The sequence below is a fragment of the Caballeronia sp. SEWSISQ10-4 2 genome, from assembly GCF_030464885.1.
Lineage (GTDB): Bacteria > Pseudomonadota > Gammaproteobacteria > Burkholderiales > Burkholderiaceae > Caballeronia.
Map to the genome: position 1 here is coordinate 108072 of NZ_JALPRJ010000016.1, position 24126 is coordinate 132197.

The window sequence follows — 24126 nt, forward strand, 5'->3', positions numbered from 1 at the left end:
TCACTTATGGATATCGATATTCGCACGTTGTTGAGCCGGCTCAATCCGGTATGCAAGCACGCTATGGAACTGGCCGCGCAACTCTGCGTGCGGCAGACCCACTACAACGTGGATGTAGAGCATTTGCTGCTGCAACTGCTCGAGTCCGATGCGCCCGACCTGCGCGCGATCCTCGAGCGTTTCAACGTGCCGGCGGCGAACGTCATCGCCCAGTTGCAAAAAACGGTCGATCAGTTCAAGCGCGGCAATGGCCGCACGCCGGCGTTGTCGCCGAATTTTTCGCCGCTGTTCCAGGAGGCGTGGCTGCTGAGTTCGATATTGCTCGGCGAGCAGCAGGTCCGCTCGGGCACGATCCTGCTGGCACTGCTCGAAGTCGATAGCCTGCGCGCAATGCTGCTCGATTCAGCGCCCGCGTTGCTGGCCATCCCGCGCGCAAGCTTGCGTGATGCGCTGGCCACTGTGCTTGCGGGTTCATCGGAAGACGGTGGACGGGCTTCGGCTCCGGTCCTTGCAGCGGGGGCCGCTCAAACATCCGCCGCGCAGGCTTCGATGCCGGTCATGCCGCCGGGCGCCGCGCCGGGTGGCAACGGCCGTGGTTCAGCGCTTGAACAATACACAGTCGACCTGACCGCGCTCGCACGCGAAGGCGCAATCGATCCGATCTGCGGCCGCGATGCAGAAATCCGTCAGTTGATCGACGTGCTGTTGCGCCGCCGCCAGAATAATCCGATCCTGACCGGAGAAGCCGGCGTCGGCAAGACGGCTGTCGTTGAAGGGTTCGCGCAGCGCATCGTGCAGGGGCAGGTGCCGCCCGCGCTCGTCAACGTCTGCGTGCGTTCGCTCGACCTCGCGTTGCTGCAGGCAGGCGCCGGCGTGAAGGGCGAATTCGAGAACCGGCTGAAGTCTGTGATCGCGGAGGTGAAGGCTTCACCCGTGCCGGTGATTCTCTTTATCGATGAAGCGCATCAGTTGATCGGCGCGGGCGGCAGCGAAGGCCAGGGCGATGCGGCCAACCTGCTCAAGCCGGCGCTTGCGCGCGGCGAGCTGCGCACGATTGCGGCCACCACATGGGCCGAATACAAGAAATACGTCGAGCGCGATCCGGCGCTCGCGCGGCGCTTCCAGGTCGTCAAGGTCGAGGAGCCGAGCGAAGCCGTTGCGATTGAGATGTTGCGCGGCATGGTCGCCAAGCTGTCTCTGCATCACGGCGTCGAGATTCTCGACGAGGCCGTGCGCGACGCGGTGAAACTTTCGCATCGCTACATCTCGGGACGCCAGTTGCCGGACAAGGCGATCAGCGTGCTCGATACCGCTTGCGCGCGCGTCGCGATCGGCCAGAGCGGCGTGCCTGAAGAGATCGAGGCGCTCGGCCGCGCGATCGAGTCGGGCGAGAACCAGTTGCGTATCCTGCTCCACGAAGCTGCCACGGGTGCGGACCATGACGACGCCATCAGTGCACTCGCGGTTCAGCTCGAAGAGCGCAGCGCGCAGCATGCCCGCCTCACCGACAAGCTCGCCACCGAACGGCGTGCCGTCGATGAAATCCTCGCGTGGCGAAGCAAGATCGCGCGGCATCTGGCCGGACAGGAGCAAACGAACGAAGCCGAGAGCGAAGGCGAGGATGGCGCATCCTTGCGCGCCAATCTCGGTCGCCTGGAGAAGGGTCTCGAAGCGGTCCAGAGCGATGAACCGATGGTGCCCGTCTGCGTCGATTCAGGCATGGTCGCGAGCGTGATTTCCGGCTGGACCGGCATTCCGGTCGGCAGCATGCTTGCCGACGAACTGCACACGGTCCTCTATCTGCAGGACAAGCTTGCCGAACGTGTAGTCGGCCAGGACGAGGCGCTTGATGCGATCGCGCGGCGCGTGCGCACGTTCCGCGCCGATCTCGATGACCCAGGCAAACCGGTCGGCGTATTCCTGCTGGTCGGGCCGAGCGGTGTCGGCAAGACGGAGACGGCCGCGGCGCTTGCCGACATGTTGTACGGTGGCGAGCGCAACATGATCACCGTCAACATGTCCGAGTTCCAGGAGGCGCATAGCGTCTCCGGCCTCAAGGGTGCGCCGCCGGGTTATGTCGGCTACGGGCGCGGTGGCGTGCTGACCGAAGCGGTGCGGCGCCGCCCCTATAGCGTCGTGCTTCTCGACGAAATGGAAAAGGCTCACCCGGATGTGCTCGAACTGTTCTTCCAGGTCTTCGATAAGGGTGTGATGGAAGACGGCGAAGGCGTGTCGATCGACTTCAAGAACACGCTGATCCTGCTGACATCGAATGCCGCGCAGGACGTCATCACCGAGGCGTGCCAGGGTGGTCGACGGCCGCCGCCTGAAGTGCTGATCGAGCGTCTGAGACCCGCGCTGCTCAAGCAGTTCAGCCCGGCGTTTCTCGGCCGCCTTGTGCTCGTGCCGTACTACCACTTGGGCGACGCACAGATTACGTCGATCGTGAACCTGAAGCTCACGCGGCTTGCCCAGCGCTTCGAGCGCAATCATCACGCACGCCTCACGTGGAACGATGAGTTCGCGCAGGTCATCACCGAGCGCTGCAAGGAAGTGGACAGCGGCGCACGCAATGTCGATCACATCCTTACGCATTCGGTGTTGCCTGAACTTGCGCGTGAAGTGCTCGAGCGCATTTCGGTAGCCGAACCGTTTGGCGGTGTGCATCTCGCCTTCACGCCAGCTGGCGGCATTGCGTTGCGCTTCGTGCCGCGCGAGGAGAGCTGACGTGAGCGATGTGACGGACGTGACGGCAACCCAGCTCGGCAGCTTGCTTTCGGTCAGCACGCCGTTCGGCGCGGATGTGCTGCTGCTCGAAGGCTTCGGTGGCCGCGAGGCGATCTCGGAACCGTTCCGTTTCCATCTGCGCATGCGCTCGTCGAACAAGCTGCTCGACCCTCAGGTAATCGTCGGCAAGAGCGTGACCGTGACGCTGCAGGCATTGCCCGGACCAAGCCGTTTCTTCAATGGCATCGTCACGCGTTTTGCGCAGGTAGGCGCAAACGCGCAGGAGGGGTTTTATTCGGCTGAGATGGCCCCGACGCTGTGGTTGCTCGCGCTTGGCAGCAACCGTGTGATCTACCAGAAACAGAGCGCACTCGACATTGTCACGACGCTGCTGTCAGGCGCAGGCGTGACGGTCGAGTCACGCGTGACAGGCAGCTACGCGGTGCGCGACTACTGCGTGCAGTACGACGAGAGTGCCTTGCAGTTCATCTCTCGGCTGATGGAAGAAGAGGGTATCTTTTACTTTTTCACGTTCGCCAACGGCACGCACACGATGGTGCTCGCGGACAGCCCCTCGGCGCACCATGCCGGCGAGGACTGCGCGCAGCTCTGGTTCTCAAGCGATTCGGCCGCGCACGCAGATATCAAACGCATCCGCGCGTTTGAAATGTCGACCGGACTCGTGGAAGCCGAGCATATTGTGGCCGACTACGACTATACGAACGCAGCGATTTTGAGCGCGAATTCGACGGTCTCGGGCAGCGCCGCGAGCGGTAGCCGCTACACCTTTCCGGGCCGCTACGCCACGGCTGCGGACGGTACCAAAACGGCGAGCCTGCGGCTCGCAGCGCAGCAGATGGACCAGCGCATTGGCCGCGGCAGCAGCGCCTGCTACAGCCTCTCGGCCGGCACGACTTTCACGCTGGGCGGCCACGCCAACAGTGCGCTTAACGTGCCGTACGCCGTGCGCGCCGTGACCCATAGCGCGTCGAGCGGCGAGTATGACAACGAGTTCGAGGTGTTTCCGTTGTCGGTGCCGTTCCGCCCGCCGCTTGTCACGCCGCGCCCCGTCGTAGCGGGGACGCACACGGCGCTTGTCGCCGGCTCGTCCGGCGAAGAGATCTGGACCGATGCGTACGGCCGCATCAAGCTCAAATTCCATTGGGATCGCACAGCCGGCGCCGACGAGAACAGCTCATGCTGGGTGCGGGTGGCGCAGACGGTCGCGGGGCAGGGTTGGGGGCATTTGTTCCTGCCGCGCGTGGGCCAGGAGGTGATCGTGAGCTACGTGGACGGCGACCCCGACCGGCCGCTCGTCACCGGCAGCGTCTACAACAAGCAGGACACGCTGCCCGTCGGCCTGCCGTCGCTGCAGACGCAGAGCGTGATCCGGTCGCGTTCATCGAAGGGAGGCACGGCGGGCAACGAGATTCGCATGGACGACAAGCTCAAGAGTGAGGAGCTGTACTTCCATGCGCAGAAGGACATGAACGTGTCGATCGAGAACGCGCTTTCGACCACGGTGATCGCGGGCGCCGAGACCCACACGATCCAGAAGGGCGACCGCACGATCGACGTGCAGACCGGCAAGGAGACGCACACCGTCAAAGGCACGCGTGCGCTTGACGTGACCGGCGACGAGACCCACACGAATCACGCCGCATTTACGCAAAACGTTACGGGCAGCTACACGCTGAAGGTCAGCGGCAATCTTGTCATCGACGTGAGCGGCTCGATCAGCATCAAGGCCGGGACATCGATGCAGAACCAGGCCGGCACCACCCTTGGCAACAAGGCGGGAACGACCCTCACCAATGAAGGACTGGAAGTGCAGAGCAAGGCGTCGACGACGCAGACCGTCGACGGCGGCGCGATGCTCGCGCTCAAGGGCGCGCTCATCAAGCTGAACTGAGATATCTCATGAGCGATTCCCCGTCCGCATCAGCCATGCCTCTCGCGCCAGCCGCGTCTGGAGTACATGCGCCGGCGCCGACCGTGATCGAGGAGCGTGATGCAGCGGGGCAAGTGGTTTGCCGCACGTCGCTGCTGGGCGGCGTGCCGCACGGCGAGATGATCCGCTACGGAGCGGGTGGCCTACCGCTGCTGGAGGCGCATTACATCGGTGGCGAGCTCTGCGGTCCGGTGCGCATCTTCGATGCAAACGGTGCGCTCATTCAGGAAGCGTCGTATGCCGCCGGCCGCCTGCACGGCGTGACAACGCTGTATCAGGACGGCCGGGTCGCGGCGCGCCGGCATTACGCGCTCGGCGTGCTACATGGTGAGAGTGTGTCGTACGCACCGTCCGGGCTCGCGACCTCGCGGCTTCACTACGAAGCCGGGAAGCTCGAGCGCGAAGCGGTGTACCTGCACGACGGCGCGATAGTGCGCCGCGCGCACTATCGCGCGGGTTTGCTCGAAGGCGAGATGCGCGATTACGCGGGTAGTGGCGCGCTGGTGCAGAGCTCGTCGTATCAGCACGATCTGCTGCATGGCACGGTGCGCCGCTTCGGCCCTGACGGCCAGGTCCGCGAGGAACGCCGTTACGCGAAGGGCAAGCCGCAAGGCGATTGGCGCACCGTGACCGCAGCGGCGCCGCAGGAAGATGCGATTGGCGCGCCACGCCTCGTCAAGCATCTAGAGAAATGGGTGAGGGGCTGACATGGGCATTCAGGTGACTGCGGGAACGACGTTGCAATGCAGCTTCGGCGCGGCTCCCGCCACGTTGAGCGTGCTGCCGGCTACCGGCGTGCTCGCGGGCGCACCGGCGGCGACCGTGATGGACCACGTGCCGATGCTCAACATCATGCCGTTCGGCGCATGCAGTTGCACGGCCAATCCGATGGTCGCGGCGGCCACGGCGGCGGCGCTTGGCGCACTGACGCCGATGCCGTGCATACCGGTGACGCCGGCGCCGTGGGTGCCCGGCTCGCCCACTGTGCTGATCGGCAATTTTCCGGCACTGCAGGACGCTTCGAAACTGATGTGTGCATGGGGCGGCGTGATCGCGATCGTCGCGCCCGCCCAGTTCACCACTTTGATTCCCTGAGGACGACGCACGATGCCCTACGTTTTTTCGATGACCTCGCGGATGGTGAGCATCGCGGTGAGCTGTGCGCTGCTGCTGTGCGTGCTGCTGTTCCTGCTGGGCTTCGAGATCGGTGCGCGCTTCGTGGTTCCTGCTCCGCAGGCGCCGGCTACGTCTGCTGTCTCTTCGGGTGCTCTCGTGCAGACACCGTCGAGCGCCGGCAGTGATTCGGCTCCGGTCGCTTCATCGGCTTCATCCACCCCTTCCACCAACTGAACCGCCATTCGACATGTCGCTTTCGCTTTTACCTCTTGCTCGAGCGCACCAGCGGCGCGGCCGCGCCGCCCGGGCGCTGCTTCGCATGTGGCTTCGGGCCGCTGCCATGCTGGCGGTGCTCGCTGCCGGCGCGCCCGTTGCGGCTGCCGCTGCACCGGCTGCGCCAACTCCGGCCGCGTCCGCCGCCGTGCCTGTCACGACGCCGACCGGACTCGTACGGATGCCTGACGGACGCCTGCTCGCGCCTGAATTTGCGCGCATCGTGAGTCGAGGCGAGCTCGTGGTGGCGGTACTCGGCGTTGACCAGCCACCGTTTTTCGAAGAACACAGCGGCCAGCTGACCGGCATCGATATCGACATCGCGAAGGAAATCGCGGCGAAGCTCGGCGTCAAGGTGAGCTTCAATCGCGATGCCAAAACGTTTGACGCGGTCGTCGACCTGCTCGCGAACGGCCAGGCGGATATGGCGGTCAGCAAGCTGTCGCGCACGCTGCCGCGCGCCCAGATCATCAGCTTCAGCACGCCCTATGTCCGGCTGCATCGCGCGTTGTTGCTGAACCGCGTGAAGTTCGCCCAGTTCGCACACGGCCGAGCTGTAACAGACGTGATCCGCACGTATGACGGCACCATGGGCGTGGTCATGAATTCATCGTATTCCGCCTACGTGCTGGCCAATTTCCCGCGCGCCCGCGTGACGAGTTATCCGAGCTGGGCGGCAGCGCTCAAGGCGCTGGATGCAGGCGAGGTCACGGCTGCGTATCGCGACGAGTTCGAGGTCAAGCACGTGCTCAAGCAAGACCCGACGGCCTCGTTGCGGCTGCGAGTCGTCACGCTGGAAGACCTCGATGACACGATCGCGATTGGCGTGAACGTCAGCGCGCCGGCGCTGCTCGCGTACGTGAACCAGTTTCTCGCCGAGCGCAGCACGAAACTCGATGTGACCGCCTTGCTGCAGGCTTCGAATAACTGACGAGTCCAATCGTGAAAACCGGGACAGCAACAATGATATCCAACAAGATCTACGCATTCGCCGTCAACCCGTGGGCGGTGATCGGCAGTCTCGCGCTCGGGGGCGCTTTCGGCCTGCTCATGCCCGGGGAGGCGCTGAAACTCGGCATCGTAGGCGACGTCTACGTCAATCTCCTGAAGATGACCACCTTGCCGTTCATGGTGTCCGCCGTGATCTTCAGCCTCCAGCGCCTGTTTCGCGACGGCGGCACCTCGCGGCTGTTGTTGCGCGTGGTTACCGTGTTCCTGTGCGCATCGGCGACGGTCGCGCTGGTCGGCGCGCTGGTGCTGCTCGTCATGCGCCCGGGCGCCAACCTGTCGAGCGCGACCATGCACACGTTCGGCCTGATGGTCGGCAACGATTCGAGCTCCAGCGAGACCGTGATGAACCTGTACGGTACGGACGTCGCGGTGAAAGGACTCAGCCTGTATGACGTGATCGCGAGCCTTGTACCGAGCAACATCTTCGCCGCGCTCGCCAACGGCGATGCGCTGAAGACGCTGGTGTTCGCGTTGCTGTTCGGTCTCGCCGTGGGCCGCGTGCCCGAGCGGATCTCGGTGGGCTTGAGCCAGGCGCTGGAGACGATCTACCAGGCGTGCCAGAAGCTGATGCACTGGCTGAGCTATCCGCTACCGCTGATCCTTTTCTGCATGAGCGCGGCGCAACTCGGCAGGTCGGGGGTCGGCCCGCTGCACGCGATGTTGCAATTCGTGATCGCGTTTTTCATTGTCTCGGTGGTGCTGCTCGTGCTGGCTGCCGTAGTCATCTGGAAACGGTCGAACCATTCGCTTGGCGCGACGCTCGAAGCGCTGCGCGCGCCTTTCGCGCTGGCGCTCGCCACGCGCAACAGTGCGGCGTGCATGCCGAGCATGATCGAAAGCCTCGTTGACCAGCTTGGTTTCGCACGCGCCCGCGTCGAGCTGATGGTGCCGCTCACGGTGTCGCTGCTGCGGGTCGGGCCGATGGTCTATTACGTCTGCGCGACGCTCTTCATCGCGCAACTGTATGGGCGCTCGCTTGGCATCGTTGAAGTGTGCACGGTGGTGCTGGCTTCGGTCCTCGCCGGGTTCGCTTCCGCGGGCATGACGGGACTCGTGACCGTATCGCTTGTAGGCATGACCTGCGTGTACCTGAGCCTGCCGTTTGAAGCCGCGTTCATCCTGTTCCTCGCGGTCGATCCGCTCTGCGACATGCTGCGCACCCTGATTCTCGTCATCGGCAACACGGCGGCCGTGTCGGTGATTTGCCCGCGTCCGCTCAAGATCTAGGAGAACGGCATGGCACTGATCGGGATTCTTGGCGGCATGGGGCCGCTTGCCACTGTCGATTTCATGGATCGCGTGGTCCGGCTCACAAGCACGGCAGGCGCTGCGTGCGATCAGCAGCATCTGCCGCTGCTGATCGCCAACCTGCCGCATATTCCGGACCGCTCGAAGGCCATGCTCGAAGCCGGCGAGGACCCGTTGCCGGCCATGCTCGACGGTATCGACATGCTCAACCGCAACGGCGTTGAGCTCATTGCGATTCCGTGCAATTCCGCTCATTACTGGTTCGACGCGATTCGCGGGCACAGCCGGGCGCCGGTTCTGCATATCGCTGAAACCTGCGTGGCTGCCGTGCCGCAGGGCATGCGCCGTGTCGCGGTGCTGGCAACGGGCGGCACGCTGCGCTCGGAGCTCTACCAGAACATCCTGAGCGCACGCGGCATGGAACCCGTGGTGCCAGACGACGCGACCCAGCAGCGCATCGATGCGTGCATCCACGCGGTCAAGGCAGGAGAGTACGCTGAATCGGCACTGCAACTCGCAGCGGCGCTGGCCGACCTGGAAGCGCGCGGTGCGCAAGCGGCGGTGATGGGTTGCACGGAGATCCCGCTGGCGGCCCGCGAGTTGTCCGCGCCGCCGATGACCCTCGTCGACAGCACGCTGGAACTCGCGCGCGCGACCGTATCGTATGCGCTCGCGCGGGGCTGGAACACGCGTCAATGAATACGTTAAAACGGCTTTCGAACAGCACGCTGGTGCTCCTGCTGTGCCTTGGGCTCGGCGCGTTCGCGGGTGTCTTCGCGGGTCCCGCCGGCGCGCTCGCGTATTTCGCCGGCCAGATCTATCTGGCGATCGTGAATATGGCGGCTGTGCCCTTGCTCGTGTTCGCGATGTTTTTCGGACTGCGACAACTGCTGTCGCTGCCGCGTCCGGGACTGCGTATCGGCACGATGTTCGCGCTTGCCGTCGCGCTCGTGGCCGCCTGTGCGGCGGCCGGCACGCTTGCCGGCGTGGCCGTGGCGCCGGGTCAGTCTCTGTCGAACGGCGCGCACGCGCAGCTTGGGCAACTGGTGCTGCAAAGCGCGTCCGACGCAGAAGACATGCGCATGACGCTTTTCGGGCATGGCCGGCCGGCTGCGTCGCCGGGTGCGCTGGTGTTGAGCGACGTCGTGCCGGATAACTTCTTTCGCGTACTCGCCGACGGCCATGCGCTCGGCATCCTCACGGGAACGATCCTGTTCGGCATGGCGTTCGCCGCGCTCACGAGCGAGCAGACGAGCGTGCTGAACGGCGTGTTCGAAGGCATTTACCGGACACTTGAGGCGATCATCAAGCACGCGAACCTGCTGTTGCCTGTGCTCGTATTCGGCACGGCCGCCCACGTAGTCGGGCAAACGGAGCGCGCGACGCTCAGCGCGATGGGCGGCTTCCTGCTGTGCTTCGGGCTGCTGGCGCTGTTGTTATGCGGCGTGGCGCTCGCGGCGATTGCCGCGAGCGCACGCGCGCCGTTCGGGCGCGTTGTCGCGTGTCTGAAGGCGCCGATGCTGATCGGACTGACCTCCGGCAGCGCGACGGCGCCGATTCCCCACACCATCGAAGCGATGAGCACGCGGCTCGGTTTTAGCCGCGGCGTCGTGGAGCTCGTCGTGCCGTTTGGCGTCGTCTTCGTGCGCGCCGGCTCTGCGCTGTACTTCGCGCTGGCCGCCGTGTTCGTCGCCAATCTCTATGACTGCCCGCTCGGCGTCGGCGACATGGTGTTGATCGGCGCGGCCTCCGTGATGGCCGCATTCATCTCGGCCGGGCAGAGCGGCGTGGCAGGTGTCGGTTACGCGGGTTTCGTGCTGTCGATGCTGCGCTTGCCCGTCGAAGCGGCCGTCGTGCTGCTGGTCGCAATCGATCTGATTTGCGAAGGTCCGCGCAATCTGCTGAGTCTGCTTTGCGTCTGCACGGTGGTCGCACTCGTGTCGGCGGGTTTGCCTGCCGATCGTCTGGCGCTGCTCGATCTGCACACTTCGCCGGAGCCGCGCGCTGCCCTGCGTTTTTCATTTACGCGAGGCCAGCTTGCGCTCACGGCCGTTTGCGTCCTGATGGCGGCATCGCTGATCGTATTGATGGGCATAGGGGTAGGAGCGAAATGAAGAATTGCCGAACGATCTTGCCTGCTCCGGCGCGCTTGCGCCGCTTCGCATGTCTGTTGCTGACGGTCTGCATCGCGGGTCTCGTAGCCGGTTGCGCGACACCCTCATTCCTGAGTCTCAAGGGCGACAAGGTGAAGTGGGACCAGTTGACGCTCGTGGCGAGCGACGACGTCAACAACAACAGCCCGGTCGCGATCGACGTCGTGCTGGTGAGCGACGACGCCATGCTCGCGCGCCTCGCAGAATTGCCTGCTTCCAAGTGGTTTTCCGCGCGCGCAGACCTTGCCAGCACGTTTCCGAAGGCGCTGCGCTACTGGAGCTGGGAAGTCGTGCCCGGCCAGCGTGTCGATGTACCTGGCGACACGTTCGACCGGCCGCGCGTGGCAGCGGCCCTCGTCTTCGCCAACTATGCAAACCCGGGCGCTCATCGCGTGCGGATCGAACAGTTCAGCGGCCGTCTTGCGGTGCAGCTCGACAACAACACGTTTTCCGTATCGGCCGTGAAATGACACTGATGAATTCCGCACTGATCTATCGCCGTGTTCCTGTCACGCATAAAAAGGGGAACCGCCATGCATGAGCGCAACGCCCCGGTCGTGGACCGCGTTGAATGGTTCGAAGGCATGCTACTCGCGCCACAGCATTTTCAGTTGATGAGCGCGCGGGTCGATTCGCTCGTCGCGTGGCAGACGCTCGCCGCCGCGCCGTTCAGCTGGGGCGTGCGCCGCCTCGTATTCGACAGCGGCTTGCTGCCCGCCGGCGTGGTCCGTGTGCTCGCGCTTGACGCAATCATGCCCGACGGCACGGCCGTGTCCTATGCGGCGGAGTCGAGCGGGCACGGCAGGCTCGAACTATCGCTTGAGCCGTTCGCGGAACAGTTGGCAAACGGGCCGCTCGATTTCTACCTGACCTTGCCCGTCGCCGCCTCAATGCGGCGCGACAACGAGGTGCGGCGCTTTCGCTCGAGCGCGGGCGCGCCGGTCGAGGACGAAGTCTCGGCGGCGCCGCCCACTGACGTCTCGCGCCTCATGCCGAATCTCGCGCTGGCGGCCGGCGAGTTGCCGTCGGCGATGTACGTGTCCTTGCGGCTTGGTTCGGTCTATCGCGACAACGAAGTCGTCCGTCTTGGCGAGCGGCTTCCACCTCTCATCGAAATTGATCGCGGCAATCCGCTGTGGACGACTGTCGCCACGCTGCTCGGACAGTTACGCGGCAAAGCGGCGTTCGTCGCGCGGCAGACGGCGATTCCGTCGTCGAAGATCGATGACCGGCTGACGCAGCTCGAACTGAAGGACCGGCTGCGAAGCCTGCTGGCCGCGTTGCCGCTTGCCGAAGCAGTGCTGCGCACGCCACACCTGCATCCGCTTGCGCTGTATTTCGCGCTTGCCTCGCTGTCCGGCTCGCTTTCCATGCTGATGCCCGGCGGCTTGCCGCCCGTGCCGCCGGACTACGATCACGCCGATCCGCTCGCAGTATTCACGCCGCTGCTGCGCGCGTTGCGCGACGCGGTGGCCGAGGTCAGCGAAGGGTATCGGGAACACAAGTTCGAACTGCGCCACGGCACTTTCGAAATCGCGCTGCAGCGCGATTGGCTCGGCGCGCGGCTCGTCATTGGCCTGCGCGGCCAGTCCGAGCGCGACCTGCTCGCATGGATGGACGGCGCGGTCGTGGGCTCGCAATCGGTCTACGCGTCGCTGCGCAGCCGCCGGGTGCTCGGTGCGCCGCGCCGGGTTGTGGAGTTTGCGGAGGAGCTGGGCATTCGCTCGGGGTCCGGCTATCTGCTGTTCGAAATCCAGGCCGACTCGGCGCTCGTGATTGCAAACGAGGCACTCGTCATCAGCAACCCCAATGAAAGTGCAAGCGCACAGCGGCCGCAGGAAATGCTGCTGTTCGTGAAGGGCTGACAGTCAATAAAAGGTAGGCCGGGCAATGGCACGCAACCGAATCGAATCCGAAGAAAACGACTTGATCATGGCGCAGTTTCGCAGCTTTCTCCACGAACTCACAAGAGCGCAAAAGCGCTTTTCGGAAGCGCCCGAGGCCGATCCGGAACTGGCCGCTCACGCAATGAGCCGGCATTTGCTGAACCTGCTGGAGATCCAGACTTTGCAGTCGCATCGCGAAGGCACGCGCTTCGACATGGAGAACCTGGCGGACGCGCGCTACCTGAAGGCGGTGCTCGCCGATGAAATCCTGCTCAACACGCAGTGGACCGGCCGCGAACGCTGGACCGCGTATCTGCTTGAATCGACGCTGTTTCGCACCAACGTTGCGGGCGATCTCGTGTTCCGCAAGATCGAGCAATTGCTGTCGGATCGGGAGCCGTCGCGCCGGGACGTCGCGCGCATATGCCTGTTCTCGCTCGCGATGGGGTTCCAGGGCCGCTTTCGCGGCACGGACGCGGCAGCACAACTGCGCAGCTATCGCGAGGAGCTGTACGAGTTCATCTATCAGCGGCGCGCCGATCTCGGCGGACGCGAGCGTGTGCTGGCGGATAGCGCTTATGCAAACACGATTTCGCATATCGCGCCGCGCAAGCTGCCGACGGTCAGCCGCTGGACCATGATCGGACTGCTCGCCATGGTGGCGCTGCTGGCGGTATCGGAACTATTGTGGCTGTGGCAATCATGGCCGGTGCGCGAAGCGCTGCGCGGCGATGCGGCAGTGAGGGTGAAGTCATGAGCCCGCGTTTGAGTCCGCTGCACATGCTGTCGCTCGCGGGAGTTCGCACATGCTGACAAGCAACCTGTTCCTGCTGTCGCTCGCGGTGCTGATCCTGGTCGTTGTCGCGGTACTCGGCGCGGTGGTGTATTTCGCCGCGCACAACGCGCAGAGCAAGCCGACGGCCGCGCGCAAGATCGTGCGGCTGCGCGCTGATTCGTTGCGCAATGCGTTCCGGCAGGCCGTCGAGTTGATCGAAGGCAATATTGCGTCGCGCTCAGAGCGCTACAACGTACCGTGGGTCATGGTCCTGAGCGAAGGCGACGACCCGCGGCCGCTGCCGATCTCGCAGGCGGGCGTCGCGAGCGTGCTGAGCGCCGAAGCCGCGAGTCCGGCCGCGACCCAGGGTATCTCGTGGCACTTCTTCGATCGCGGCATCGTGATCGATATCAAGGCGGCCTACCTGGGTTCGCCCGATGAAGACAGCGACGAAAAACCGTGGGACGAATTCCTGAGCCTGTGCCGCCAATACCGGCCGCAGCGTCCATTCGATTCCGTCGTGGTCACCGTGCCGGCCGCCATGCTGCTCGCCGATCATACCGACGCGCGGCTCGAACTCGTACGTCACGCGAAGCTTGTGCATCGCCGCTTGTGGCTTGCGCAGAACCGCTTTGCGATGCGCTTTGCTGTATACGTCATCGTGACGGGTTGCGAGAAGCTGACGGGCTTCGCCGCGTTCGCGCGTGCGTTGCCCGAGCCGCTGCGCGCAAGCATGCTCGGCTGGTCGTCGCCTTATGACTTGTCAGTCACCTATCAGGCCGACTGGATCGACACGGCAATGGGCAGCATTGAGCGAGCGGTCTCCGACGCGAGCGCTGAAATGTTCGCGCTCGATGCGGGGCATCTCGATGCGCGCGAGTTCATGTTGCTGCCTGCGCGCATCGATGCGATCCGCGCGCAGTTGCAGCTTTATGTCGATGAACTGATGCGGCCGAGCGCCTATCACGAGCCATTCTTTTTCCGCGGCATCTACCTGACGGGCGACAGCAGCGAACTGGCGCAGCGGGGCGTTGAACAGGACACGTCGTCCGGGCTTGCCGTGGTGGAGGCCGCCTACGATTCGTACGACCGCGAGCCGAGCTTCGGTGACGACGAAACGGCAAGCACGGAGATGGTCGTTCATGGACAGGACGTGCGGCCTGCCGACGACCTGATGCTTCAGCCCGCCTTCCTGCGCGATCTCTTCGACAAGAAGATCTTTCTCGAATACGGCCTGACGCGGCCCTCCCGCTCGCAGCATCTCGCGCGGCCGGCGCTGCATCGCGCGCTGCGCTGGGGCGGCATCGTCGTGCTTGGCGGTTGGGGACTTGGCCTCGTGGTCGCGACCGCGCAGCTCAATCATCGCAACGGGCCGCTCGTGGCCGCGCTCGACGCCCTGAGCCGCGACGCTCAGGAGCGCGTCGCGGCGGAGCAGGGCGGCCAGAAGCTACCGGCGGACTGGTATCGCAGCAAGGCTCTGGCGCTGATCGGGCTGAACGACCGGCTGCGCACGGACACCTTTTGGACCGTGTTCATGCCCGGCTCGTGGGACATCGTGGACGATCTCAATGCACGCGTTCAGCAGCGTTTCGAGCGCGAGTTCGGCGAGATCGCTGTGACGGCCCTGGAGCGCGCGATGCTCGCGCAGGTGGGCCAGTTGACCGGCGTCGCAAGCGATCCGGGCACCGGCCAGTTGATTGTCGGTGACGACTGCGCAGCGCCGCAGAGCGCGAGCGGCGATGCATCCGGAGGCGATAGCCTCGCGCTCGAAGACCTCGCCGCGATGCGGACGCTGCAGCGCTACGTGGGCTCGGTGACCCAGCTCGATGCAGCATTGCAGGCGATGCAGCGCTTGCAGCGGCCAGCGGCGGATAACGCCGATGCGTTGCGCCTCGCCGTGCGCTTCGCGTTCGGTGCGGAACTGCAGGGCAACGTGGCGGGCAGCCTGCCGTACTTTTATCGCGATGCGCATCACGCGGGCGCCTATGCTGTTGATGGCGTCGGCGGTATCAACCTGCCGGCAGTGCAACAAGCGCTGCGCTGCACGCTCGACAAGGGCGCACAGCAGCTCGACAACGCGATGTTCGTGGCAAATCCACTGCTCGTGGCTGAGCACTCGGTGACCAGCCATCTGGGTAACCTGACCGACGCCGACGCGAGTATTGCCGGTTTCACGCAGCTCACGAGCGACTACCGTGCGGTCGTGGCGGGCATCGACGTGCAGCAGGACCTCTTCGCGGCCGGCAAGGGCGCGTGGATGCGCCAACCACAATTCACGCCCGGACCGGTCTATGACCGTGTGTACGCGCGCGTGGCGCAAACCAGCTTGCTCGGGCCGGACCTGGCCGCGCGCGTGCGCGAACGCTCGGGCACCGCGTTCCGGGCGTTCAGGAGCGAGCTCGCGCTGCGCTTCGGCGGCGCCGACGGCGGCATCGTGTGGAGCGACAAGGACGCGCGTTATACGGTGTCGCCCGCGCGTCTTGCGTTGCGTGATGGCCTGACCCGGCTGCTGAATCAATCGTTCTGGGTGCTGCCGCGCAATCTGGAGTTGCCCTCGGTACCGGACGGTTCTGCCGTGACGTGGGACCGCGCGCAACTCGACCAGGCGGCGGCGCTCGGCGACGTCCGCAAGCGTTTCCTCGCCGATGGACTGACCGGCTTGCCGGGAGCCTTGCGCCCGGTCGTTGAACAGGCGCTTGACGCGCAGTTCGCACGCCTGATGCTCGATCAGGTTGCAGCCGCGGCCGTCGTGACGCCGATACAAGGCGAGCCCGACAGCGCCGCCTTCGATGCCGCACGCGCGCGCCTTGCGAAGATTCGCGCGATGCTCACTGAGATGGGCGCTGCAACGCAAGTTGATGAACTGGATGCGCTCGTGTCGCGCGATGCGATCGAGCATCTGCGTCTCGACGACGATGCGCTGACGCGCTCGGACCTGTACGCGACGCAGCCTGCCGGCAGGTCGCCGGACGGTGCGCGTACATCGGCGCTGGCGGCGTTCGGTATCGGCGATACGGCAGCGCTTGGCGCCTATCTCGATCAGCAGGCCGTACGGGCGGCGGCGCTCGCCAAGCCGGCGGCCGTGTATTTATCCGCACTCAGTGCAAGCGATGCCGGCACGCCGCTCGCGCAGCGCTGGCAGGCGATCGAACGCGATCTCGACCGTTACCAGTTGAAGAACCCTAACAGCAGCCTGCTGATGCTGGAGCAGTTCGTGCGTACGGTGGCGACTGATCCCGGCGCGGGCGACTGCCTTGGCCACTTTCCGCCGCGGCCGTCCACAGCGGGTACCGGTGACTATTTCAGCGCGTTGCACGTGCGCCTCTACGACAACTTGCTCGCGCGCTGCGGCCAGGGTTATGTCAGCGATCTCCAGCAGCAGTGGGGCGGTTTCGCCGACGCGTTCAACCAGAGCGTTGCGGGGCGCCAGCCGTTTAACGGCGTGGCGCGGGCGGGTAGCGCAGGCAGTGCGGACGCCGGTTCGGCCGATTTCGGCGAACTCGGCCAGACGCTCAAGCGTTATGAACGCGTCTCGCGAATCTTCCAGCAAGCCCGCAACGGCCAGGGCGAGCGCGTGCTTGGGGGCAACGCGCGGCTGCGCCAGTTCGTCGATAACTTCGAGCAGGTCGACGCATTGCTCGCACCGCTCTATCCGGCGGCTGACGGAGCGGCGACGGGCTATGACGTCAACGTCGATTTCCGCGCCAACCGGACGGGCGAGATAGCGGCAAACCAGGTGATCGACTGGACGCTCAGGATTGGCGACCAAAATGTGTCGCTGCACGATGCACCGCGCGCATTGCATTGGGAGTACGGCATGCCGGTCTCGCTGGTGCTGCGTTTTGCAAAGGACTCGCCACTGAACGCAAGCAACGATCCGCAGCAGCGAGCGTTCTCCACCGATGGCCGCACGCTGACCTGGCAATTCGCCGATCCGTGGGCGCTGATCTCGTTTGTGTCGCAGCAGCGCGTGGCCGATGCGGGCGCGCAGGCAAGCAGCGCCGCGCAACTGCTCAGGTTCGACTTCCCGCTGGGTACGGTGAACGCCGCGGATCTTGCACTGCTGTCGAAACAGACGCACGCACAGGTCTATGTGCGCCTCACGCTGAATGCCGCCGGCAAGAAAATGCCTTTGTCCTGGCCCAAGAGCTTCCCAACCCGTGCGCCTGACTGGAACGCCTTATGAATTCACCTTACACGCTGGACGCCGGGATGGACGTGGACCTCGGCCTTGACCTCGACCTGCATGCCTTGCTCGCACCGCTGCCGGGCGGCGATGGCGTGGGCGACTCCTTGCGCGCCGACCCGGTCTACCGGCTGATCCGCGATGCACGGCATCAGGACGACCCATCGCTGCCAATGGGGGAATGGGAGCGCCCGCTCATTAAGGCCAACTGGAAAGCCGTGGCCGCCTTGTGCAGTGAAGCGCTGCAGACTCGCAGCAAGGATTTTCAGCTCGCTGCATGGCTTTGCGAGGCGTGGACACATTTGCATGGAATCGACGGGCTCGTGGCCGGCACGCAGTTGCTGACCGGGCTCGCCGAGCGCTATTGGGATGCCGCATATCCGCAACTGGAGGAGGCCGATACCGACGCGAGAGCCGCACCTTTTGTGTGGCTCAACCAGACGCTTGCGCTCGCGCTGTCGTTGAATGTTCCTCTCATGGCAATCGACGGGCGTGAGCCGGCGGCGCTCAGCCTCGATGAGTATCAACGGGCCATAGCCACATCCGGAGCAGAAGAGGACGGTGTGCTGACGCGCGAGTTGCTCGAGCAGCATGTGGTGAGAACAGGCAATCTCGCCGAGCTCGCACGGCTGCGGGATAGCCTTGTTGTGGCGCGTGACGTATGGCACAGCTTTTCACGGCTGATCGATCTCCGGCTGGATGCGAATGCGCCGAGTTTCGCGCCTGTCGCGGATGCGTTGGCGCACCTTTTCCGGGCCGCAACGGGTTTGATCGGCGAGCATGCGGTGCCGGTGCTTCCGGTGAGCAATGCGCTTGCTTCCTCACCAATTCAGATTGAGGAAGAGGCGGCAGTAATGCTGCACGCACCAGCGCGCACGCACGCTTTCGCCCAGATGCCGATGCCTGCCACAGGAGCCGTTGCGAGTCTCACCGGCATGATCGTCGACCGGTCGCACGCGTACCGGCTGCTGGAGGATATCGCCGACTATCTGGCGCGTCACGAGCCGCATAGCCCCACGCCGTATCTCCTCAAGCGGGCCTTGTCGTGGGGGCCGATGTCGCTGGCGGAACTGATGCGGGACATCGGGCGCAAGGAGGGCGATATGGCGGCCTACCTTTCGATGCTGGGCCTTGAGTGAGCGCCGTTCTCGCGGTACCGCAGGCCAGTCGATCCGCTTCCATATCCGCTTGCCGGAGATGTCATGCCTCATACACCTGAAGTAGCCACACGCTCGGCCAAGATGATGATGGGTGACGCTTTTCACACCGTATCGAAGGCGCATACGGGGCTGACCAAGCATTACCTGTCCAACAAGGTGAGGACAGGCCTCGCTCTGTGGAGTACGCAAAACAAGGTTAGCTTCGTCACCGGAGTCAGCATTACCGTGAGCGTGGCCATCGCCGGATTAGCCACGAGCGGGCTGGCGATTCCGCTGCTGATCGGCCTCGCAACGGCGAGTTGGGCAATCAGCAAGGGTATCGAGGAGATCGGCCAGAACCACAAGCGCGCCAACCGGAACTGGCTCAAGCGCTTGCCGAGCGCCTCGAACGCGGCCAGCACGAGTCACGGCACCTTCCTGACGGTCGAAGCCGGCGACGCGATACGGCGGGCGGTCGATCACTACCGGATGATGAGCGACATCGGCAAGGAGGTGAAAGCGGCCGAGGCCGCGGACTTCGTCACCTGCGAGGAAGCGCTTAACCATATCAAGGCGGTGGCCCGCTTTATCCATCACAGTGACAAGGTGCGCAATTACACGCTGCCGGCGCTCGACCTGCTGATTTTCTATCTCGAGAAATACCAGGAGCTTGCGAAGGTATGGGCCACCTGGGAAGGCGATTTCAGGACCGCGCTCCAGGCATGGTTCGAAGCGCATGGAGAACACAGTTGCTGCCCGGGCGGCACTACCGAGGACGTGTGTTACGCCCCGTTCAGCGGCCTGCGGCTCAACAGGCACACCCACACCTTGCCAGCCAAGCGCCATCCGGACGCGACGATTGCGATTCCCGCGACCTTTCCTCCGACCGATGCGGCCGCAGCCGGATCGCCGGACGCGGTGGACATTGCCGAGTTAGTCAAGGGCATGATCGCCGCTCGCGAAAAAATTGTCGCAGGCATGCATCAATCCGATGCCGCCACCTGGAACTACAGTGCCGAACGGCCCGCCACAGCGCGCGTTTCAGCGAACTCGCCCGCGGCCGACCACATGCACAAAAGGCGTCTGGACGCGATGCTCGATGCGGTGTGGAAGCAGGTTGATCGTCCCGGCTATTTCAGGCGCGGCGCGCGCCGCGTCGAGCACTGGTACAGCCGTCACACCACCAGCGAGAAGGTTGGCGCCGTCGTCAGCGAACTGGCCGCGGTCGGCTCGATCTTCCTGCCGTTTATCGGCGATGCCGGCGGGCTGACCAAGCTGGGCAAGGACGCCATTTCGCTGAGCACGACCACTGCGGTGCTGATCGGCGACAAGGTGGGCCTCAACCTCCTGAAGGGAGCGGACGGCATCATCATCAAATCCAGCCTGCTCAACCACGCGCTGGTCGAGGCGCACGCCACCGAGGAGATCCGCGCGGCCGGCGCGGGCGTGGAGAAAATGCTGCCGAAACTGATGCTGCATTTCGGCAAGGCCGCTGTGGCATTAAAGGCGCTGGGCGCGGCGCCTCCCGCCATCAATTCGTGCAACCACGCCATGGCCCTATGCACCAAGGCGGCCGAAATCATGTCTCAGATGGAGAAGGTCAGCCGCTATGCCGGGCCGTGCGTCGGCATGGTGGATGTGTTGAGCGCCCAGTGTTTCGACTGGACCTCGAAGGAGGACGATATGTGGCGCGACATGGAAGCGCGCGTCGGTGAATGGGTGCGTGACGACGAAGTGCACCAGACCTGCCGCCACGGTGGCAAGAAGTGCTATGGCGCCAAACATCACAGGTCGGGCACCCACTTCGGCCGCGGCGGTACATGGTCGTTGCTCACGAACGACCCGCACAACCCGATGACGTGAGGTCCTTTCGGGTGGCGTTCCGGTAAATTCGCCTGGCCTTCTTATTCCTGGTTCTTCGAACTACCGCGAGCTTCGGACGGACCGTTCGGGGCCTCCCCTGGAGCCAGATTACCCGGCTCCAGGATGCGATCATCGACGGCGTGGCGGCGCAGCCGCAACAGCCGGCCGGTTCAGCGCCGCTTTAATCATTAACTCTGCCCTTTGAATTTGTTTCAATAGCTCCTTCATGACCTGCGTCGCATGCTTTGTGTCGATGCGAAATGCGTTAGCCTGGTTGACTAACCTTGCGATCTCCTCCACCTCTCTCTTTTTTCGATTGAGATCAAGCTCCTCGATTCTGGCTCGTTCCTTCGTCATGTCTGGCGGCAGATCTATGCCCCCATAACCCCTTTCAGGCCGGTACGGGCGCATCTTGTCTTTCAAAGTGCTTGCTAGCGAGGTCCGATCCACTGCCGTGAAAGTCGGTGGTATTTTTCCGGCTCTACGCCATCTATCTTCCCAGTCCGCTTTACGAGAGCCGGAAGCCACCCCTTTCAGCACGTCCCTGGTTTGCTGGTCATTCAAAATACTGTCGTTCAAAAATCTATTGGATGAATGCTCATCGAGAGCCTTTTCTCGCTCCAAAGGATTGTCGTTCATCAATCTCTTTATCTGCCGTGTGTAATCCGTTTCCACACCGTATTCGAACGGATTTTTATAACGGCCGGCCGCTAGACCGTCTACTCCGCTGCCTACCACGCGGGAAGGGGCTACGTTCGAAGCAAGACCCCTGTTCGGTCTTGCCACGGGGTGAAAGGCGTGAGCGGCTTCCGTGGCATGAACAATGGTCGCACCAAGACTGAATAGGTCAGACGCCACGGCTCCCTTTGCCGCTCGATTCGGCTTGTCGCCAATCAACATTTCGGGGGCCAGGTACTCTGCCGTCACGGCGTTCCAGTTGTGGCCCAACAAGCCCGCGCCTCCGAGGTCAATGACGATCACCTCGCCGGTTATGGAGTCAACCACATAGTTCTCGGACTTGATGTCGTTGTGTGCCCAACCCGCGTTCTGCAGATGGTGAATGACGTCGAGGTGACAGCGCCCAATGTATTGGATTGAACTCCAATATTCAGCACTCGATATGATTCCGAGATCCCAGGCCTCTTTCAGCCACCTCTGCATGGTGCGGCCATCCGGCCCCTCGATATGATCCATGATGAAACCGACTTCATGCTGGATCCCGAGTTTGATGTCGGCCCATCCCCAGACCTTGACCAGATTGGGATGTCCTTCGGGATGTCCTACGATGGTTTTATAGAATCTTTCGTACACGCGATACTCGCGTTCGCACTCTGTTTCCGCGTTATTCTTGCTTGCCCCGTGATCGGTTTTCGCGAACAGCTTTTTGCCGTTGGGTAACAACAATTTGTGAGTGTTCCCTTGCGCTCCTTCCTTGCCGCTGCCGTCAAAGCTCACGCCGTCAAGCGACGGAGCGTCATCAAACAATGTCTCGATCCATGTTGTGGGGTTGAGATTGACTACCGCGGTGGCGCCCAGAATTCCAGTCGACCCCACTTGACCTGATCCGGCAAGAGCACGGCGTGCCTGATTGATGGCAAGCTCAAGTCTCACGATTTCACCGGCCTGCGATGTCCAGTGAGCCCGGCCAGGTGCGTTGATGAACGCCTGGATTTTATCCAGATTAATGCCGGTCGGACCTGCATTGAACTGGTCGATCGCGACATTTACATCCCGTGTTTCCTTTGATGTAGTCCTGAAGAAGCTAGTAGACAGCTTGCTGAGCGGCATAGCGGCCCTCCATGTTCACAAGCGTTTTGGGATTTGGAAATAATGCTGCCACTGTCACGCTGCCCGAGATGACGCTCTTGCCAGTATTGGGCAATGCGTCATTGTTCGTGAACGGCGGAAAACAGAACGGGGCTAAAACGTGGCGTAGGAATACGAAGCAGTAAAGCTCGATGAATCGAATTCCGTCGGAGGCGGGGTGATCATGGCCCGAGAGATCGCATTGCCCGGCGGCGATTCTCGTCCTCGCCGTGGGCAGCGAATGCCAATGCAATCCGCCGACGCACCTATGAGGCGCAGTGTAGGCGATCCCTTTCCGGCGGATTGATTGAGCGTCTCAAGTTTTAAAACATTTTTGAGGCGGCGTTTGGTCGCCTTAATCGCCTCGTTCAAATGCTGGCGAGTTCCTGTGAATTTCTATAAAGCCCGCGCCCGAAAATCGCGCGGCGGCATGTCGTATGCGCGGCGAAAGGCGTGGTTGAAGTCTGCCGGACTCTTGAACCCCAGCCCGTAGGCAATCTCGACTACTGCCTTATTTGGAAACCGGAGCAGTTCATCGGCAGCCTCACGGAGCCGGCGATTACGAATATAGGTTGCAAGACCGCCCTCGTGCTCAAACAGGCGATACAAGGTCGGGCGAGGCAATTGCGACACACCGAGCACGCTTTGGGGCGAGAGCGCCGGCTCATGCAGATTGGCCTCGATATAACGCCGCGCAGTATCGAACATGGCTGCGCGGGCCGCCGCGCGCACATTGCCGGCGAGACCCGTCTCCTTGCCGAAAGCGGCCACGATCAGATGGGCGCAAGTGCGTAGCGCACCGTGCGCCTCGTCAGGGCTCATGGTGTGCAGGCTCCGGCAGAGCGTAGCGAGCTGAGCGGGGATCATGCGCGCAAGTGGAGACGTGTATTCGACAACCCGGCCGTGGATCGATTCCGCGCCCGGAAGAATGGACTCCACCATCGCGCGCGGCAGGAAGAATGCCGCCACATGGCAACTTGGGCGCTCCATGCGCATCGGTTGATTCATATCCAGGGCCAGAATGCCCGGCACCGATTGCATCGCCTTGTTTTGCGGGTATAAGCCCGTCACGGTCTCGATGCTTCCTTCCATCGCAACGTGGAAAACGAAGTCGCGCACGTTGTCGGTGGAAATTCTCGCCACCGAACGCATCTGCACCAGCGGGTCGGTGCGGCAGTACATGAACACCAGGTCGTCGGCGCGATAACTGTCTATCGTGCCCCGGAATCCATCGGCTATCTGGGCGCGCGTGACTGGCACGTCCAGGATATGGCTGGTGCGCTCCTGCCAGGCGAGCATTTGGTTTTTTGTCGCGTCGTTGTGCGTGCTGAAGTGCTGATAAACGATCTCGGAGGAAGGGGAACGGATGCCAGAGAGATTGGTTGTCACGATTTTTTGATAAGACAATGAATTCACGTCTGTGTGAGTATCCCCGGCAGGGGCGGCCTAGCCATACCTGACCGACTCGCGAGTTGGCTTGCGTTCGCGGCCAGGAGCTGTCGCCTCGCTTCCCGGGCACTCGCGGCTAAACACGGAAAGATGCGGAAACAGATGTTTCCCAGGCAATCTTATATACGGCACGAACTGATGGAGGCTGAAGGGCTATTTGATGGAAGAGTGCTGAAAATAAGGTAAGGAATTCCCTAGCGGCGGAAACTTAGTCGGGCTTTGCCAGGTTTGCGGCCACACCGGTTCAGGTTCTGATTCCTGATCGTGGCGGTGATGGGAAAAGTCGGGGGGCAGGCTACGCCTGGATTTTAGCGAGGACGAAGGAGGCCTCCTTCATCCCGGATGTGCGCCAGTAGTGCGAACCATCGCGTCAAGGAGAATGCCATGATGGCGTGATGAGAGATCACTGCATCGTCTCTCGCTAAAATCGACGTGCAAGCAGACCGGACGGTGACGAGCGCTTCGAGGTCAACGTCGCAGGATTTACGATTCATCAGGGTCTCCGTGAAACCCCGGACTTCAGGCCGGGGAGGTAAGGAGACG

At 63.3% G+C, this 24126-nt stretch carries 17 protein-coding genes; 15 read left to right on the forward strand and 2 right to left on the reverse strand.

Annotation, left to right across the window (positions count from 1 at the left end):
- The first annotated feature begins 6 nt into the window (after positions 1-6).
- The 15 genes from tssH to M0D69_RS13500 all read left to right on the forward strand — a co-directional run bounded on the left by tssH (position 7) and on the right by M0D69_RS13500 (position 20328).
- The gene (gene tssH / locus M0D69_RS13430) at positions 7-2727 is read left to right on the forward strand and encodes a type VI secretion system ATPase TssH (RefSeq protein WP_301782479.1); all 2721 of its coding nucleotides are present in this window, start codon (positions 7-9) and stop codon (positions 2725-2727) included.
- A 10-nt stretch (positions 2728-2737) separates the two neighbouring features.
- On the forward strand, positions 2738-4639 hold the full coding sequence (tssI, locus tag M0D69_RS13435) for a type VI secretion system tip protein TssI/VgrG (RefSeq protein ID WP_301782498.1): 1902 nt from the start codon (positions 2738-2740) through the stop codon (positions 4637-4639).
- 8 nt (positions 4640-4647) lie between these two features.
- Positions 4648-5385, forward strand: a complete 738-nt coding sequence (locus M0D69_RS13440; RefSeq protein WP_301782480.1) for a toxin-antitoxin system YwqK family antitoxin — start codon at positions 4648-4650, stop codon at positions 5383-5385.
- Between the two features lies 1 nt (position 5386).
- Positions 5387-5773: a DUF4280 domain-containing protein gene (locus M0D69_RS13445; protein ID WP_301782481.1), complete on the forward strand. Its 387-nt coding sequence runs from the start codon at positions 5387-5389 to the stop codon at positions 5771-5773.
- 12 nt (positions 5774-5785) lie between these two features.
- Positions 5786-6028 carry a hypothetical protein gene (locus M0D69_RS13450; RefSeq protein WP_301782482.1) on the forward strand — a complete coding sequence of 81 codons (243 nt, stop codon included), beginning with the start codon at positions 5786-5788 and terminating at the stop codon, positions 6026-6028.
- A gap of 85 nt (positions 6029-6113) precedes the next feature.
- Positions 6114-6998 carry an ABC transporter substrate-binding protein gene (locus tag M0D69_RS13455; RefSeq protein WP_301782483.1) on the forward strand — a complete coding sequence of 295 codons (885 nt, stop codon included), beginning with the start codon at positions 6114-6116 and terminating at the stop codon, positions 6996-6998.
- Between the two features lie 32 nt (positions 6999-7030).
- The gene (locus M0D69_RS13460; protein ID WP_301782484.1) at positions 7031-8305 is read left to right on the forward strand and encodes a dicarboxylate/amino acid:cation symporter; all 1275 of its coding nucleotides are present in this window, start codon (positions 7031-7033) and stop codon (positions 8303-8305) included.
- A 9-nt stretch (positions 8306-8314) separates the two neighbouring features.
- The gene (locus M0D69_RS13465) at positions 8315-9025 is read left to right on the forward strand and encodes an aspartate/glutamate racemase family protein (RefSeq protein WP_301782485.1); all 711 of its coding nucleotides are present in this window, start codon (positions 8315-8317) and stop codon (positions 9023-9025) included.
- Positions 9022-10440, forward strand: a complete 1419-nt coding sequence (locus M0D69_RS13470; protein WP_301782486.1) for a dicarboxylate/amino acid:cation symporter — start codon at positions 9022-9024, stop codon at positions 10438-10440. Before M0D69_RS13465 ends, M0D69_RS13470 begins: the two co-directional genes overlap by 4 nt.
- Positions 10437-10949: a hypothetical protein gene (locus M0D69_RS13475; RefSeq protein WP_301782487.1), complete on the forward strand. Its 513-nt coding sequence runs from the start codon at positions 10437-10439 to the stop codon at positions 10947-10949. The genes M0D69_RS13470 and M0D69_RS13475 overlap by 4 nt, the downstream gene beginning before the upstream one ends.
- A gap of 63 nt (positions 10950-11012) precedes the next feature.
- Positions 11013-12344, forward strand: coding sequence for a type VI secretion system baseplate subunit TssK (tssK, locus tag M0D69_RS13480; protein ID WP_301782488.1), 1332 nt, complete (start codon positions 11013-11015; stop codon positions 12342-12344).
- A gap of 25 nt (positions 12345-12369) precedes the next feature.
- A complete protein-coding gene (locus M0D69_RS13485; RefSeq protein ID WP_301782489.1) occupies positions 12370-13122 on the forward strand; it encodes a DotU family type IV/VI secretion system protein in 753 nt (250 codons plus the stop codon).
- Positions 13123-13171: 49 nt separating this feature from the next.
- Positions 13172-17326: a type VI secretion system protein gene (locus M0D69_RS13490; RefSeq protein ID WP_301782490.1), complete on the forward strand. Its 4155-nt coding sequence runs from the start codon at positions 13172-13174 to the stop codon at positions 17324-17326.
- On the forward strand, positions 17323-18465 hold the full coding sequence (gene tssA / locus M0D69_RS13495) for a type VI secretion system protein TssA (protein WP_301782491.1): 1143 nt from the start codon (positions 17323-17325) through the stop codon (positions 18463-18465). Before M0D69_RS13490 ends, tssA begins: the two co-directional genes overlap by 4 nt.
- Before the next feature lie 102 nt (positions 18466-18567).
- Positions 18568-20328: a hypothetical protein gene (locus M0D69_RS13500; RefSeq protein ID WP_301782492.1), complete on the forward strand. Its 1761-nt coding sequence runs from the start codon at positions 18568-18570 to the stop codon at positions 20326-20328.
- A 129-nt stretch (positions 20329-20457) separates the two neighbouring features.
- On the opposite strand, the gene M0D69_RS13505 is transcribed toward M0D69_RS13500, so the two are convergent.
- Both M0D69_RS13505 and M0D69_RS13510 read right to left on the reverse strand, forming a co-directional pair.
- Positions 20458-22116, reverse strand: a complete 1659-nt coding sequence (locus M0D69_RS13505; protein ID WP_301782493.1) for a hypothetical protein — start codon at positions 22114-22116, stop codon at positions 20458-20460.
- A gap of 414 nt (positions 22117-22530) precedes the next feature.
- Positions 22531-23523, reverse strand: coding sequence for a helix-turn-helix domain-containing protein (locus M0D69_RS13510; RefSeq protein WP_301782494.1), 993 nt, complete (start codon positions 23521-23523; stop codon positions 22531-22533).
- Between the last annotated feature and the right edge of the window lie 603 nt (positions 23524-24126).

Bases quoted from the DNA above. Each gene is read 5' to 3' on its own strand.
- tssH (WP_301782479.1), top strand. From the start codon at position 7: ATGGATATCGATATTCGCACGTTGTTGAGCCGGCTCAATCCGGTATGC.
- M0D69_RS13440 (WP_301782480.1), top strand. From the start codon at position 4,648: ATGAGCGATTCCCCGTCCGCATCAGCCATGCCTCTCGCGCCAGCCGCG.
- M0D69_RS13445 (WP_301782481.1), top strand. From the start codon at position 5,387: ATGGGCATTCAGGTGACTGCGGGAACGACGTTGCAATGCAGCTTCGGC.
- M0D69_RS13450 (WP_301782482.1), top strand. From the start codon at position 5,786: ATGCCCTACGTTTTTTCGATGACCTCGCGGATGGTGAGCATCGCGGTG.
- M0D69_RS13455 (WP_301782483.1), top strand. From the start codon at position 6,114: ATGTGGCTTCGGGCCGCTGCCATGCTGGCGGTGCTCGCTGCCGGCGCG.
- M0D69_RS13460 (WP_301782484.1), top strand. From the start codon at position 7,031: ATGATATCCAACAAGATCTACGCATTCGCCGTCAACCCGTGGGCGGTG.
- M0D69_RS13465 (WP_301782485.1), top strand. From the start codon at position 8,315: ATGGCACTGATCGGGATTCTTGGCGGCATGGGGCCGCTTGCCACTGTC.
- M0D69_RS13470 (WP_301782486.1), top strand. From the start codon at position 9,022: ATGAATACGTTAAAACGGCTTTCGAACAGCACGCTGGTGCTCCTGCTG.
- M0D69_RS13475 (WP_301782487.1), top strand. From the start codon at position 10,437: ATGAAGAATTGCCGAACGATCTTGCCTGCTCCGGCGCGCTTGCGCCGC.
- tssK (WP_301782488.1), top strand. From the start codon at position 11,013: ATGCATGAGCGCAACGCCCCGGTCGTGGACCGCGTTGAATGGTTCGAA.
- M0D69_RS13485 (WP_301782489.1), top strand. From the start codon at position 12,370: ATGGCACGCAACCGAATCGAATCCGAAGAAAACGACTTGATCATGGCG.
- M0D69_RS13490 (WP_301782490.1), top strand. From the start codon at position 13,172: ATGCTGACAAGCAACCTGTTCCTGCTGTCGCTCGCGGTGCTGATCCTG.
- tssA (WP_301782491.1), top strand. From the start codon at position 17,323: ATGAATTCACCTTACACGCTGGACGCCGGGATGGACGTGGACCTCGGC.
- M0D69_RS13500 (WP_301782492.1), top strand. From the start codon at position 18,568: ATGATGATGGGTGACGCTTTTCACACCGTATCGAAGGCGCATACGGGG.
- M0D69_RS13505 (WP_301782493.1), bottom strand. From the start codon at position 22,116: ATGCCGCTCAGCAAGCTGTCTACTAGCTTCTTCAGGACTACATCAAAG.